This is a genomic window from Paenibacillus sp. FSL H7-0690 (genome assembly GCF_037980415.1).
GTDB classification, from domain to species: Bacteria; Bacillota; Bacilli; order Paenibacillales; family Paenibacillaceae; genus Paenibacillus_AQ; species Paenibacillus_AQ odorifer.
In genome coordinates this window covers 3,940,720-3,955,346 of record NZ_CP150281.1, presented here as the reverse complement: position 1 = coordinate 3,955,346, position 14,627 = coordinate 3,940,720, and the positions used below count along the sequence as shown (strand labels likewise).

The following is a 14,627-nucleotide window of genomic DNA, read 5'->3' as shown; positions in this document are numbered from 1 at the left end:
AGTGATGGCGTCTAACGATTTCTACCGGGTGAATAACATTCACAACTTGAGGGTGGTAATAATCTTGATAAACCACCTTAGGTGGGTCGGTGACAGTTTGGGCCGGACATTTTGGACATTCTTCTGACATTTCCTTCAGCTCCTTTGTGTGTGAACTTACCGTATTATACGCACAGAACAAAGGTATGCTTGGTTATTTGTCTAGTTTATAAAAAAATGGGTGGGATTATTGTTTGTATATCTCTCGCATTACATGACGAAGCTCCGGGATAATAAGCCGTTCCATAGCCAATTTAACGGCTCCAGTGGAGCCGGGCATAGAAAAAATAGCTGTGTTGCCAATCGTACCTGCAATTGCTCGACTAAGGATTGCCGCCGAACCTATATCCTCTGTGTAGCTTAACATTCGAAAAATCTCACCGAAGCCCGGCAGCGTTTTATCCAGCAAGGATGAAACAGCTTCGTAGGTGGTATCACGGGGAGAAATTCCTGTTCCACCCGTGAGCAGTACGGCTTCAACTCCAGTGTGATCAGCGTTTTTATAGAGTAGTTCACGAATGTCTTGATAGTTGTCTTTGATAATGGTACGGCCTATAACTTCATATCCGGCAGCCTCAAGCATGGATTGGATTAAAGCTCCACCGGTATCGGTTTCGGTAGTTCTGGTGTCGGAGACGGTAATGATATAGCAGGATACGGATTGTGGTGCTTCCTTCCGATGTTCTTCAACGGATGACAATGAGATCAGCTCCTAAATTAGAGATGTTCTCATGATAGGGTATGGAGGAAGCAAAGACAAGTTTCGTTATCCAGCGCTAATCTTTTGAGGTTATAGGGATGCCGCTTGCGTGCTTTGGCATCATGTAGTAAACTCGCTACCATACCCGTAATTTGCAAGGAGCGATGAATCATGGAACAGGTTGTACCTGTGTATATATTGTCAGGATTTCTGGGAAGCGGCAAAACTACCCTGCTGCAGCGCCTGCTGGAACATTGGAAAGATCAGGGCTTACGCCCGGCAGTAGTGATGAATGAGCTGGGTGAAGTGAATCTGGATGGGCTGCTGGTTGAGCAAACCGTTCCTATGGCTGAGCTGCTCGGCGGCTGTATCTGCTGTTCTATCCGAGGAGATCTCAGTACAGAGCTAACTACTCTTATCAAGAAGGAATCACCGGATGTTGTTGTTATTGAGGCCACAGGTGCGGCGAACCCGCTGGAAATTGTAGATGGCGTAACCGAAACTTCACTGTATCAAAAAGTAGAGCTGAAAAGCTTGATCACTGTCGTTGACGCCGCGCATTTGCTCGAATTGTACCGTGCGCAGCAAGGCGCAACCTATCGACTGATGCAGGAGCAAATTCGCTGCGCCTCTGTTTTGATTCTGAATAAAACTGACCGTGTCTCAGCAGATGAAGCAGAAGAGATCACAACCGTTCTGCGAAAATGGAATTCTTATGCACCGATTATGCCAGCGGAGCGTTGTGAGATCGACACAGAGGAGCTTCTGCGTAGCGCAGGTGGAGTTCTTACGGATTCACAGCTTGAAGAGGGCGACAGTGAAAGCCATGTGCATGAGGAAGCTCTGCAACCTTCTGGAGGCACCCATGCTTCCCACGATCACGTGATGGCATACACACATTACTTCAAACGACCTGTCAACAGCGAGACCTTTGAGCAGTTCGTCAAGGAGCTTCCGCGGGATGTTTATAGGGCTAAAGGCATTGTGACCTTTAATGACACCTCCAGTCGTTTTCTTTTTCAATATGCTTACCGTGAAGCTGATTTTATGAAAATCACACCTCAAGGCGAAGTGCCAGACGTAGCTGTATTTATCGGGGAACATTTCTCATCCAGTGAGTTACGCACGAAGCTGCTGGAGATGGAAGGACGTATTTTAGTTCGGCCTGGAACGATCAAAAGAAGCCTGTAATCCGTTCTGCTTCAGAAGAAGCTGTGGTTCATTCCTAATCTTGTAGGTTAATAGTAAGGCATACCATTAAAAATGCAGGAGGTTGAAGGCTATGACCCGAATTCAATATCAGGAGTGCATTGACGCTTGTCTCGAAAGTATGAATGCCTGTAACTACAGCTATGTCTCAAGCCTAAAAGAATATGATCTTGCATCTCTTCGTGAGAGCATGCGACTCGATCGTGAATGTGCGGATATTTGTTCTTATGCCATTCAAGCAATGACCCGTCAAAGTCCGTTTGTATCTGGAATTCTAAAACTATGTGCAGAAATATGTGAAGCATGCGCGGATGAGAGCAGCAAGCATATACATAATCACTGCCAAGAATGTATTAATGCCTGCCGTAAAGCTGCAGAGGCATGCCGTTTGATTAGCGATGCTGTTGAGGTATATGCGTAAATCGTATAACTTAACTCTCATATATGAACTAATAGCCAGACTGTTGCTGTAGAGATATAGCAATAGTCTGGTTTTTTATATCCAGGTCTGTTTGATTCATGCTATTGGTAGAAAAAAAGGAAACAAGCATGTAGAATGCTAAATACATACAGATTTAACCTTTTACATATTATTGATAGCGCTTACAAAAAAGATTGGAGGAGCAGTATCATGCAAAAGGTCCTTTTAGTTGATGATGAATTTATTATCCTGGATGGCATCTCATCGGTAATGAACTGGGAAGCATTGGGCACAGAACTTATTGGAACCGCGCAAAATGGCTTGGAGGCATTAGAATTAATCAAGCAAGCTATACCTGATATTATTATTACCGATATTCGTATGCCGGGAATGGACGGGCTGGAGCTGGTGGCGACGGTTACAGCGCTTCATCCTGAGACCTCTTTTATTATGCTGACAGGCTTCTCAGAATTCGATTATGCTAAGATGGCGATGCAGTATGGGGTTAAACATTATTTACTGAAGCCGTGCAGCGAAGAGAGCCTGAATGAAGCGCTAAGCGAGGTAGTTCAGAAGCGAGAGGAACGGCAGTACGAGGAGAACTTTATCCTATCGATAAAATATGGACTGGAACGTGTACTTCCACATGCCAAAGAACAATTCCTGAAGGAGCTTGTGACGAACAAGACCTATGGTGTGGAGGAATGGAAATATTTTGGTGAGCTATTTGGACTGAATTTTCAGAGTCAACGTGTTAGGCTACTGCTGGTAGAGATTGAAGGAGAACATGAATATGAGCATTTGTTCGCGGTCAGTAATATTGCGGGAGATATTTTTCAACATCATATTTTAAGCTCCACCGTAGGGCGGCGTGTTCTGTTATTAATGGAAGATGACCTGTCTGAAGCTGCTTTATTTGAGAAAATAGACAGCATCCGCGCTACCTTTATGAAATATTATCATATTGATCTGACGGCCGCATTAAGTGAACCTGGAGAGCTGACGCAAGTAAGGCTTTTATTCACGCAGACGATTGAATGTCTTAGCCATAGATTTTATCTGGGGGAAGGGAGCTTAATTACAGAAAAAGATATCAGCATTCCAGAGGATGAGGAAGGTCTAGAGCTGCAACTGGATCTCGAACACCTCGTTATGCTCATTAAAGCGGGGCACTGGGCAGATGCTGAATGCGAGCTGCTGTCACTTTTGCATCAACTTCTGAATCTTAGATATGACATTGCCAAGACCAAATCCTATCTGATCCAGATCTTCATGGAGATTATACGTTTGAGTGATCAAAACAAGATGCAAACATATATTGATAAGCTGCCTCGAATGATGGAGACTAGCACGCTCCAGTCTTTTCAGCAGTTTGTAATGAGTATTGCAGAAGAGATTACCCTTGATCGTTATAGCCGCAATCGCAGTAAGCAATCGCAAATGGTGGCAGAGGTAAAGCGTATCGTGGATAGGCGTTATTGTGAAGAGACATTAACTTTGCAGACTGTTGCACAGGAGATTTATATGAATCCTGATTATGTTAGTAAGATGTTCAAGAAAGAAACGGGGGAAAAGTTTACGAATTATGTTATGAAATACCGGATGCAAAAAGCGCTCGAAATCATCGAAGGATGTGCACATTTTACGATTGGACCTCTAGCTGAAGAAGTCGGTTTTGGAGATAATGTATCCTACTTTAGCAAAGCCTTCAAGAAATTCACGGGTTTTTCTCCTTCCGAATATAAAAAAACGGCTCCATAATTGTTTCATTTAAAGATAGCCCATATACCCTACGTACTTGATCGATAAGTACTGTGGGGTATTTTTGTGTGCGAGGACAAAGAGGGTTCCACGGTTTTGAACAAATAATTACCGGATATGAACATGGGGAAAGGACAGCTTTACCTGTAAAGTTATGTGCATAAGGAAGCTAGTCATATTACATACGGGGAGGCCAACCAATGGAGCTTAAGCATCAGCTGCTGACCAAGAAGTCCGGTATGAAACCCGGCAAATGGTCTTATGTGAAAAAAGAACTGCAGCGGAATAAATATGTGTATATCATGTTAATTCCCGTGGTGCTCTTTTATCTGATTTTCAGCTATGGGCCGATGTACGGTCTGCTAATGGCTTTTCAGAAATCCTATAGTCCTATAAAAGGGATTATGGCGGGGCAGTGGATCGGGTTTGATAATTTTAAAATGTTTTTTGAAAGCTACTACTTTTGGCGGATTATTAAGAACACACTGATTCTTAGCTTTTACAGTATTATTTTCGGATTTCCGGCACCCATAATATTGGCTTTGCTGTTAAATGAGGTCCGGAATAAGTGGTTCAAAAGCACGATTCAAACCGTTAGCTATATGCCGCATTTCATTTCAGTCGTGGTTGTTGTCGGCATGTTAAAAACATTCTCAGCACTTGATGGCGGGTTGTTTAACGTAGTTCGTAGCTTTTTTGATCTACAGCCTGTGATGTTTCTGGCAGAGAAGGATATGTTCCGGCCACTTTATATTCTCTCCAACATCTGGCAAGGTGCGGGCTGGGCTTCCATCATCTTTTTGGCGGCGCTTAGCGGAATTGATCCCCAATTATATGAGGCTGCCAAAATAGATGGCGCAGGTCGCTGGAAACAGCTTCTGAACATTACCCTGCCGGGAATTATGCCTACTGTCGTCGTTATGCTGATTCTGCGTCTGGGCGCGGTTATGAATTCCGATTTTCAAAAAATATTACTGATGCAGACCGCTCCAACCTATGAAACCTCGGATGTTATCTCAACCTTTGTATACCGTTCTGGGGTGCTGGAAGGCAATTATACGTATTCCACAGCCATTGGATTAATTAACGGGGTTATAAATTTCTCACTGCTTTTGCTTGCCAACTCTATTAGTAAAAAAGTGAACTCCACCAGTCTTTGGTGAGGAACAGGAGGTGAACCTATGCGCCGTTCGGCAGGTGAACGTATCTTTGACTGTATTAATGTGTTGCTGTTGTTAGGCATCATGGCTGTATCGATTTATCCGCTCCTGTATGTGCTGAATTCCTCTGTGAGTGATCCGAACGAACTGCTGCGTTCCAGGTCATTAATGCTGCTGCCTGAAGGCTTTCAGCTCGAAGCTTACAAAGCGGTATTTCAAAATTCGAAAATCTATAGTGGATATTTAAATACACTTTTTTATGTAACTGTTGGGACAATCGTTAATTTATTGATGACATCAATCGCAGCGTATTCCTTGTCCAGATCAGATCTTTTCGGTAGAAAAACACTGATGAAGTTAATCACCTTCACGATGTTTTTTGGCGGAGGGATGATCCCGACTTTTCTGCTCATTCAGAACCTCGGAATGGTCGATACCCGCTGGGCGATGATTATACCTGGAGCGATTAGTACTTTTTATTTTTTGATAATGAAAACTAGCTTTGAGGGAATACCGATCAGCTTGATCGAGTCGGCGAAGCTTGACGGAGCTAATGATATCTTGATTTTATTCCGAATTGTACTGCCACTGTCCAAATCTATTCTCGCGGTTATGACTCTTTATTATGCGGTTGACCATTGGAATGATTATGTAGCCCCGATGCTGTATTTGCGCAGTCAGGATCTCTATCCGATTCAAATTGTAATGCGGGATATTCTGATTAGCAGCAGTACAGAGTCAATGGGAGCTGGGGTAGATACAGGCTTCGCTATCGGTGAGAACATCAAATACGCCACTATCATTATCTCAACGTTACCAATCATGCTGGTGTATCCGTTTATCCAGAAATATTTTGTTCAAGGCGCTTTAATCGGTGCCGTGAAACAATAAATAACATTTATTTATGGAGGCGATTTTGGGTGAAAAGAAAAATAGGGGCCATGATGTTAAGTTCCGTCCTTCTTTCTACAATGCTGGCTGGCTGTTCAGGCAATAATGATGGAACTAGTGCGGGTAATAAGGCGGGAGATCATAAGGGGAATACTACCGCAACTAATACGCCGGTGGAGAAGCTGACAGAAATTCCACTGCCAATTACAAAAGACGGAATGACGATTAATTACTGGCGTGCCAATGATGGTAAGCTTACCGCTTCTTTGGAGAGTTTTGGTGATATGGCCAGCTATAAAAAGAAAGAAGAGTTGACTGGCATCAAAGTGAAGTTTACGCACCCACCACTTGGACAGCAGAAGGATCAGTTCAACCTGTTGATTTCTACGAAAGAGCTTCCAGATGTCATTTATTATAATTGGGCGGATGCGGTTGGTGGGCCGGAGAAATTAATTGAGGATGGCCGAATTATCCGTTTAAATGAGCTGATAGAACAATATGCACCGAATCTTCGCAAAATCATTGAATCCGACCCGGATGTAAAAAAACAAATCACACTGGATGATGGAACGATCTATATGTTCCCTCTTTTGAAGCTGGATGCGCTGAAGCTGAATGCCACTTCAGGGTTGATAATGCGCAAGGATTGGCTCGATAAGCTGGGACTGAAGCCGCCGACCACCATTGAGGAATGGCATACTGTGTTGAAAGCGTTTAAAGAAAAAGATCCTAATGGCAACGGGAAGGCCGATGAGCTGGCGTTCACTGGAAACTGGGGTCCTGGTGACCTGACGAAGCTGCACGATTTCTCACCAGGGTTTGGGGTAATCGGCGGTTTTCAGATGAATGGGGATAAGGTCGAATACGGGCCGATTCAGCTAGGTTATTCAAGCTTCTTGGAAACGATGGCCACATGGTATAAGGAAGGGCTTATTGATCCAGAAATTATGACCAACGATGGCAAAGCCTTTGATTATAAAGTGACGAATAATTTAGCCGGTTCTTATGGCGGTGGTGTCTTTAGCGGCATGGGCAAATTCTTCAACCTGATGCGCGATACCGATCCGAACTTTAATCTTACAGGTGTACCTTGGCCGGTTTCTCCTAACGGAACAGCTTATGCTACTTTTAATATGAACAATAAAGTATTGACGTATGGTGAAGCAATCACTACCGGAGCGGATAAGGAGAAACTGAAGGATATTGTCCAATGGATGGATTTCAATTACAGCCCGCAAGGACATGAATTGTTCAACTTCGGAATTGAAGGTGAGAGCTATGTGAAGGAAGGAGAAGGAATAAAATTCACAGATGTCATTACCAACAATCCTAAAGGTTTGACTTACGATCAGGCGTTAGCCTCATATGCGCTTTCGATTATGGATGGACCCATCAATCAGGATAGCCGTTATTTGGATGCTTTATTGTTCGATGAGGGGCAACGAGAGGCTAATGCTTCTTGGATGAAGGCTAGCTCTGATTTGACGCTTCCTCCGTTTCGTTTGAGCGTTGACGAAGCCAGCAAAAGCACTTCCATTATGAGTCAGGTCAACACGTATCTGAATGAAACGATGACAGCAATCATTAATGGCCAGAAACCAATCTCAGAATTTGAAAAAATGGTGGATACGATCAAAGGAATGGGCATTGAAGAAGCTATAAAAATCCATCAGGCTGCATATGACCGTTACATGGCTAAATAAGCGGATTAAGAAGACTATCCGGGTTATCCATAATGTGGTATACAAGTTATATTACAGTGACAAAGGAGAGCCCGGATGAAAGTTTATCGGAATTTGAGTATTAAAATGAAGGTGTTCCTGATGATTGTTCTGATACTGATTCTGATTATATCCATGGCGTTCGGTTCTTTATATTATGCCTACTCTATTTATGACAAGCAGCTTTATGACAAGTCGTATCGGCTGCTTAATTTGTCTTCGACTACGATTGATATGGAGCTTAAAAAGCTGGAATCCATGACTTTGACGATGATTGCTGATCGGCAAATTCAAGAAGGCCTTAAGGAATTGCGCAAAGATGATTCCGATTTTACTGGATATGTTACACGGCAGATGATTGCTGATCGGTTATGGACGCATATCAGTATGGACGAACGTTACATTCAGTCTGTACATTTGATCGATTCTCAAGGGAAGGTCAGCAGATACGGAGAGACGATTCTGTTCACAGAGGAGAAATCGGCACGAATGACCCGAGAGGCAGAAGCGGGGAATGGTGCTGTACGTTGGTTGTATCCTGACGATTCAGATCCGATGCTGGTCATGGTCCGAGAAGTGAGAGCTTATGATCCAATGACGCTAGATAAGCTGGGCACGCTCTATTTACGCATTAATATAGGGAGGTTAGCCCAAGATTACGCTGGTGTGGCCGCAGAAGACAGCGATATTATTTTGAAAGCAGGTCAGGAACTGGTTTATCCTTATCGGAAAGTGGCGGACGGTGTAACGGCGGTTTTACAGCCTTTAAAATCAGGGGCTGGATACGAAATCAAAGAGATGAATGGAGAAGTTGCCTTTGTATCACAGAAGCAATCTTCCTACTCTGGATGGACTTACTACAACTATGTTTCTTATAATGATATTTTTGAAAAAACCATTTGGCTGAAGAATACAATGATCATTGTATTTGGAATTGCGATTGTGATTATAATTGCGCTAGGGATGAGCTTTGCCCGTAATCTGACACAACCGATTCGCTCGCTGATCAGTCAAATGAAAGAGGTTCAATATGGAGATCTGGACAGTATGGATACTAAGCTGATGGCTCCTCCACTTCAGCAAATGGATGAGGTGGGGTTATTACAACGGACATTTCGTCAGATGATAACACAGATTAACACATTGATCAAAGAGAACTATGCCAACCAGCTGATTATAAAAGAGACAGAATTTAAGGCTTTGCAAGCGCAGATTAATCCTCATTTCCTCTATAACTCACTGGATTCTATCCACTGGTTAGCTAAAAAAAGTGAACATGCACAGATTTCGAGCATGGTTGTCTCGCTTGCTTTTCTTCTTCGGTCATCGATCAGCTTGAAACAAAATGTAATCACAGTCGCGCAAGAGCTAGAAATCGTGAAGCATTATATCACTATTCAGAATTATCGGTTTCAGAAACGTTTGGATTTTCATATGGAGATTCCAGAGGTCTTCAATACTGTCTCTATTCCAAAGCTAACCCTGCAACCGCTGTTGGAGAATGCTATTCAATATGGTGTTGAGACGATGATTGAACCTTGTCAAATTCTATTATATGCTGAACCATTTGATGGCAAGCTAGCGATTGTAGTTGAGGATCGTGGCCCCGGAATGGAAGCGGATTTCCTCAAACGATTACTAAATGGGGAAGTAGAGACTAGAGGCACAGGTATTGGCTTGCTTAACATCCGTGACCGGGTCAGACTTGCCTTCGGTGAGGAATATGGCATTTATGTTGAGAGTACGGTTGGGTTTGGAACAAAAGTCAGTGTTCTTTTGCCGTTCCCGCAGGAGGTGTAGGTGATGCGCAGATTCATACTTAGCTTGGCACTGCTATGCATGATTACAACTCTCGGTAGCTGCGGGCAACAAACGGACCTTCCACCAGAGAATGCAGTAGAAAAAATTAACCTCCGGATTGCCTGGTGGGGAAGTGACTTCCGGAATAACGCTACAATTCAGGTTATCCAAATGTATGAACAACAGAATCCTCTGGTGAAAATTGAATATGATTACAGCGCCTTTAATGAGTATTGGAAAAAGCTTGCACCTAGTGCAGCAGGCAATGTTCTTCCAGACATTATCCAAATGGATATCTCTTACCTTTCGCAATATGGAACTTTGAATTTATTGCAAGACTTGTCACTTTATATTAAGAGCGGACTTATAGATACGAGCAGCATCAGCGACAACAATCTTGCCGGAGGTAAACTAGGCGAGCAGCTATATGGTTTTAATCTAGGGATTAATGCTTTGTACAGTGTGTATGATCCAGAAGTTTTTAAGGAGCAGGGAATTGAGCCTCCAGGGACGGATTGGAGCTGGGAGGATTTTGAGCAGATCGGCGTTACTTTAAAGGAACAGGGGAAAGGAATTTATCTGGGAACTTATCTGACGCCAGAACAGTTTTTTGCTTATTATTTACGGCAGAATGGAGCGTCATTGTTCTCGGAAGATGGAATAACCCTTGGCTATAGCGATGATCGCTTGTTTGTAGAGTATTTCGGACGTATGCAGCGTCTGATGCAGGAAAAACTGATTTTCGAACCTGATATCTGGACGTTAGATGTTAACAAACCGGATCAAGACCCTTTTTACAAAGGGGAAGCATTGCTGGGTTGGGGATATTCTAATCAGTTTATTAGCACTGTTCAGCGTTACGGAAAACCGCTGGCTTTAGCCACCATGCCAGGCCCGCACAATGATCGCGGCTTATTCTTGAAACCAGGGATGTTTTTTTCGATTTCAAAAAGCTCTAAGCAAAAGGAGGAAGCAGCAAAATTCATTAATTTCTTTGTCAATAATCTGGAAGCTAATAAAGTGCTTAAGGGAGAACGTGGCGTCCCGGTGTCCTCAGCTATTAAAGAGCAGATGAAGCCATTTCTAGAGCCAGAGCTTGCACAGGTTTTTGAATATATTGACTGGGTGGAGCAGAATAGCAGTCCGATGGATCCACCGGATCCGGTGGGTGCTTCAGAAGTAACTAGCGTATTACGTCAATTATATGATCTGCTTATGTTCAGCAAAATCACTCCTGAAAAAGCTGCCGAACAGTTCCGCCTTCAAGCCGATGAGATTTTATCTCAGAATATTAAATAAACAAAAAAAGGGGAGAAATACTGGATTGAAAGTAAATTTTAGAAAGGGCTGCTATGGCAGTTCTTTCTTTTTTTTGATTCCTAGAAGAGGAAATTCGTAGGGAACCGGAGAATTAACAGTAGATATGAAGGGAGAATGTTAAGTGGCGAACTTAGTAGATCGTAACTTTGCCGGCGGTAGTATAGGTGTTGCTACTTCCCTAATTGAATTAGAGCAGATCAGTAAACAGTATGGACGCCGACCCGTATTGGAGGATGTATCGTTCACTATTGAAAAGGGAACTGTAACAGCTCTGATCGGACGAAACGGATCCGGCAAAAGTACCCTGTTGTCAATCTTAGCTGGACTTGTCCACATTTCCTCAGGAAAGCTGAGTTGTAAGGATCCAAATCTGAGAATTGGTTATGCACCTGAGATGTTTCCAGGGTTGAAGCTGACCCCAGAACAGTACTTGCGAAGTATGGGTCAGATTAGCGGCCTTGCGCCAGTCCGGATCGAACAGGAGCTAACAACGTTATTTCAACTTTTTAAACTGGAGCACTTTCGCAAGCAGTCGATGCTAAATTTCTCCAAAGGAATGCTGCAAAAAATTAATTTGATTCAAAGCTTGTTGGGAAGTCCCTCGTTGCTGCTTCTTGATGAACCTATGTCGGGCCTTGATCTCCCCTCAATGAATAAGTTAGCTGATCTTCTCATCGTTTTGAGAAATAAGGGGACTGCTATAGTCTTCTCTGTACATGAACCCCAATGGATTGAATTGCTTGCGGATCAGGTTCATGTGATACATGAAGGGAAAATTGTAAAGTCAATTCAGGGGTCAGAGAAGCTAAACATAAAACCCTCTACATACATACTATTGTCTAATCTGTCGATTCAGAAACTGCAGCAATTGAAGGAAATGGCAGGTTTCATTTCAATAAATACGTTTAAGGATAGTTGTAACATAGAACGTACGGCGTTGACAGTAACAAGTTCAGAAACAGATACTTTTTTGCGGGTTATCTTGGAGTCGGGTGGTTCAATACAATCGGTAGAACCTCGCGGAGGATCGCATGACTTAGAAAAATGGATGAATCCTAGGAGTTGAACAGGGGGTCTTACGTGTATCCGTTTATCGTTTACATGCTGCGAAGTTATACTCGATCTCAGCGTTATTTCGGCCCGTTAGCAGGGATTGTGATTGCAGTCTTGATATTGTATTCTTATAAGCCCAATCCAGTTATGAATAGCTATGCCGCTACAGCAGTAATGCTCTTTATAAGCTGCGCTTGGATGAGTCTTAGCTTTTTGAATCATGAGCACGCTGTTCATCGGCAGATTGCAGTTGTTCACATGCGAAGTGCGGCTAAACATAGTGCAGGTGGTATCTTAACGCTTGCATTTCTAACGCTGCTGCTAGATCTATTGATTGTCCTTTATCCTTGGGTAACGGGTCATTTTGCAGAATCACCCGGGGGATATCGGTTAATTCTCGCGCTCATAGGACATGGATTATTGGGTATGCTTGGTGTGGCTATTGCCCTATTCTTTCAATCTTCTTGGGTTCAAAAAGGCAGTCATGCGACAGGTATGTTGTTAGCTATCGTTATACTATCACTGGGCGGAGCACAAATCAGCGAAAGTTTGCCTGGTATATTTCATTTTTTGATCTGGTTGTTGCCGCCAGTAACTCCTGTAATGGAGGCCATGATGAAAGCTGATACATTGTCATTAGCGGAGGTGTTAGGTTCCTTTGCACAAGCATTAGTATATATAACACTGCTTATCGGTTTTTATTTGTACAGATCAAGACAGAGGGATTACAACAAAACATAACTTGTATAGATAAAAGGAACAAGGATACAGAAGTGGGGGAAAAGATGAAGGATACATATGTACCTGAGAGTGAACAATCAAAAGAGTTATTCGCCTATTTTGGACTGGCAGTTTATTATGGACAGGCCCTCGAGCAGCAGCTTACCAACTTGCTATTGCTTACTAAGCTATCACAAGGAAAAACGCCAACAGAAGCAGATCTGACAGACCTTTATCAGCGAAAACTCAGCAATTCACTCGGCCAACTCATCAAAGAAATCCAACATCATTTTCCATTCTCGGAGCAAGAAACCGCTCAGTTGGAGGAAGTGTGGAAACAACGTAATTACATCGTTCATGATTACTTTAAAGAGCGTATACAGGAAACCTTTACGCCTGCCGGAAGGGCTAAAATGATTCGGGAGCTGAAACGTTTTAAAAATAAAGCAAGTAGACTTGAAGTTAAACTGCAAGGCTACTGCACAGAAATGTTCACGAAACTTGGATTAGAGGAGGAAAACTTATTGTAATAATCCTTCTAATCCGCAAGAAGTTACAACCTCTGGTCTAAAATGAACCGAAGAAGCTCTAACACAGCGAGAGAGTGCAGTTAAAGCTTCGCCTAATGCCGGAATCATCTCCGGTGTTAGGCTTTCTCCAGGTTCCCACCACCAATTGTTAATATTCAATGTTTGGCTCTTCTTATCCATCACCGGTTCAAATCTGCCAACAAAACGATCATTATATAATATAGGCAGTACATAGTAACCATATTCTCGTTCTATTGCCGGCTTATAGACCTCCCAGCGGTAATGAAATCCGAATAATTGCCGAACCAGCTCACGTTCCCACAACAAATTATCCAGCGGAGCCAATACGGCCGCAAATGAATCACGTGGTTGAAGCCCAATCTCTTCAGATTCTTGCAGCATCACAGACTCCAAGGTTGGAGCATCTATACTGCGGATATAAAGCGGAACCTTAATCCCCTCGACCAAAACTTCTCTGAGACTATCCTTCTCCAGCAATCTCTGAATCGCCGCCGCACGCTCTTTGCTCTTCAGTCCGGATATGCCCAGCCATCCGTCTCCAGATTTATTCCATAACAAGCCGATACTTCCTATTCTACGTAACACATACCAATCATGAAATTGTTCTTCCGTGACATTTGGATCGGCTGAACTCAGCAGCTCTGAGGGTAACAAACGTTCAGCGAAATCATAATATCGCCGGGTATGTACACGATGGTGGACAACAATCTCTCCCCAAAAGTACATGCTTTCCATTGCAGCTCGTGATAATCTTGTCGGAGCCCAAGCCCAATCTACTTTTTCCTTTCCGTCTAAATCCAGAGAGGAGAGAGGACCACGCTTCTGAAGCTCTTCACGAACCTGTGCTACAGCGACCATTACAGGCTCATTAGCCTGATGATGGGAGGCAGCAGCAGTTCTTCTCCGCTTAAAATAAGGCCAATCCTCGGTACAAAAAATAGACATGTTCTTGTCCCAGCCATCAACGAGCAGCCTGTCTTTATACAGAAGCTCTTGGACTAGTTCTGGTGTGAATCCCGGTATCCTTGCCTGGAGGACCAGCTCATGATTATGGCCAGCGATATTAAGGGGGTCATATTGGATGCAGCCTACGTGACGAACATAGTCATAAATACTAAGTTTTCCAGAAGGGATAGCTCCAGCAGTTAACTTTTGATGAGATAGCAGAAAAAGCCTGGCTTGTTTCTTAGTCAAATTATAAGTAAGCATCGTTTGCTCCTCCAAGGTTATGTATTAATTTCCATAATACAGAACATCTGTTCTAAGATCAAGCAGGAAAAA

The 14,627-nt window shown here is 43.2% G+C and carries 13 protein-coding genes; 11 read left to right on the top strand and 2 right to left on the bottom strand.

The annotated features are described in order from the left end of the window. Positions 1–226: 226 nt before the first annotated feature. Entirely contained in the window at positions 227–745 is a 519-nt protein-coding gene (locus MHI32_RS17435; RefSeq protein ID WP_076128304.1) for a molybdenum cofactor biosynthesis protein B, read from the bottom strand. A 165-nt stretch (positions 746–910) separates the two neighbouring features. Here MHI32_RS17435 and MHI32_RS17430 point away from each other — a divergent pair, with 165 nt between their 5' ends. The 11 genes from MHI32_RS17430 to MHI32_RS17380 all read left to right on the top strand — a co-directional run bounded on the left by MHI32_RS17430 (position 911) and on the right by MHI32_RS17380 (position 13,325). After that, entirely contained in the window at positions 911–1,930 is a 1,020-nt protein-coding gene (locus MHI32_RS17430) for a GTP-binding protein (protein WP_076184465.1), read from the top strand. A gap of 91 nt (positions 1,931–2,021) precedes the next feature. Continuing rightward, positions 2,022–2,369, top strand: coding sequence for a four-helix bundle copper-binding protein (locus tag MHI32_RS17425; protein WP_036688030.1), 348 nt, complete (start codon positions 2,022–2,024; stop codon positions 2,367–2,369). A 210-nt stretch (positions 2,370–2,579) separates the two neighbouring features. After that, positions 2,580–4,130, top strand: a complete 1,551-nt coding sequence (locus MHI32_RS17420; protein WP_340010385.1) for a response regulator — start codon at positions 2,580–2,582, stop codon at positions 4,128–4,130. A 200-nt stretch (positions 4,131–4,330) separates the two neighbouring features. Then, on the top strand, positions 4,331–5,293 hold the full coding sequence (locus MHI32_RS17415; protein ID WP_076184463.1) for an ABC transporter permease subunit: 963 nt from the start codon (positions 4,331–4,333) through the stop codon (positions 5,291–5,293). Positions 5,294–5,311: 18 nt separating this feature from the next. After that, positions 5,312–6,181, top strand: a complete 870-nt coding sequence (locus MHI32_RS17410) for a carbohydrate ABC transporter permease (RefSeq protein WP_076128315.1) — start codon at positions 5,312–5,314, stop codon at positions 6,179–6,181. 29 nt (positions 6,182–6,210) lie between these two features. Continuing rightward, positions 6,211–7,884 (top strand): extracellular solute-binding protein, encoded by a 1,674-nt coding sequence (locus MHI32_RS17405; protein ID WP_076220116.1) that lies wholly within the window; start codon positions 6,211–6,213, stop codon positions 7,882–7,884. 75 nt (positions 7,885–7,959) lie between these two features. Then, positions 7,960–9,702: a sensor histidine kinase gene (locus MHI32_RS17400; protein ID WP_076128319.1), complete on the top strand. Its 1,743-nt coding sequence runs from the start codon at positions 7,960–7,962 to the stop codon at positions 9,700–9,702. A gap of 3 nt (positions 9,703–9,705) precedes the next feature. Then, positions 9,706–11,001 (top strand): ABC transporter substrate-binding protein, encoded by a 1,296-nt coding sequence (locus MHI32_RS17395; RefSeq protein ID WP_340010383.1) that lies wholly within the window; start codon positions 9,706–9,708, stop codon positions 10,999–11,001. Positions 11,002–11,143: 142 nt separating this feature from the next. Next, positions 11,144–12,088, top strand: a complete 945-nt coding sequence (locus MHI32_RS17390; RefSeq protein WP_340010382.1) for an ABC transporter ATP-binding protein — start codon at positions 11,144–11,146, stop codon at positions 12,086–12,088. 14 nt (positions 12,089–12,102) lie between these two features. Then, on the top strand, positions 12,103–12,816 hold the full coding sequence (locus tag MHI32_RS17385) for a hypothetical protein (RefSeq protein WP_340010381.1): 714 nt from the start codon (positions 12,103–12,105) through the stop codon (positions 12,814–12,816). 44 nt (positions 12,817–12,860) lie between these two features. After that, positions 12,861–13,325, top strand: a complete 465-nt coding sequence (locus tag MHI32_RS17380) for a hypothetical protein (protein ID WP_038571625.1) — start codon at positions 12,861–12,863, stop codon at positions 13,323–13,325. On the opposite strand, the gene MHI32_RS17375 is transcribed toward MHI32_RS17380, so the two are convergent. Continuing rightward, positions 13,317–14,555: a winged helix DNA-binding domain-containing protein gene (locus MHI32_RS17375; protein WP_340010379.1), complete on the bottom strand. Its 1,239-nt coding sequence runs from the start codon at positions 14,553–14,555 to the stop codon at positions 13,317–13,319. The two genes, MHI32_RS17380 and MHI32_RS17375, sit on opposite strands and share 9 nt — an antisense overlap. Positions 14,556–14,627: the final 72 nt, after the last annotated feature.

Excerpts from the sequence above, each read along its gene's own strand:
- MHI32_RS17430 (WP_076184465.1), top strand. The coding sequence starts at position 911 with ATGGAACAGGTTGTACCTGTGTATATATTGTCAGGATTTCTGGGAAGC.
- MHI32_RS17380 (WP_038571625.1), top strand. The coding sequence starts at position 12,861 with ATGAAGGATACATATGTACCTGAGAGTGAACAATCAAAAGAGTTATTC.
- MHI32_RS17425 (WP_036688030.1), top strand. The coding sequence starts at position 2,022 with ATGACCCGAATTCAATATCAGGAGTGCATTGACGCTTGTCTCGAAAGT.
- MHI32_RS17410 (WP_076128315.1), top strand. The coding sequence starts at position 5,312 with ATGCGCCGTTCGGCAGGTGAACGTATCTTTGACTGTATTAATGTGTTG.
- MHI32_RS17415 (WP_076184463.1), top strand. The coding sequence starts at position 4,331 with ATGGAGCTTAAGCATCAGCTGCTGACCAAGAAGTCCGGTATGAAACCC.
- MHI32_RS17395 (WP_340010383.1), top strand. The coding sequence starts at position 9,706 with ATGCGCAGATTCATACTTAGCTTGGCACTGCTATGCATGATTACAACT.
- MHI32_RS17400 (WP_076128319.1), top strand. The coding sequence starts at position 7,960 with ATGAAAGTTTATCGGAATTTGAGTATTAAAATGAAGGTGTTCCTGATG.
- MHI32_RS17420 (WP_340010385.1), top strand. The coding sequence starts at position 2,580 with ATGCAAAAGGTCCTTTTAGTTGATGATGAATTTATTATCCTGGATGGC.
- MHI32_RS17375 (WP_340010379.1), bottom strand. The coding sequence starts at position 14,555 with ATGCTTACTTATAATTTGACTAAGAAACAAGCCAGGCTTTTTCTGCTA.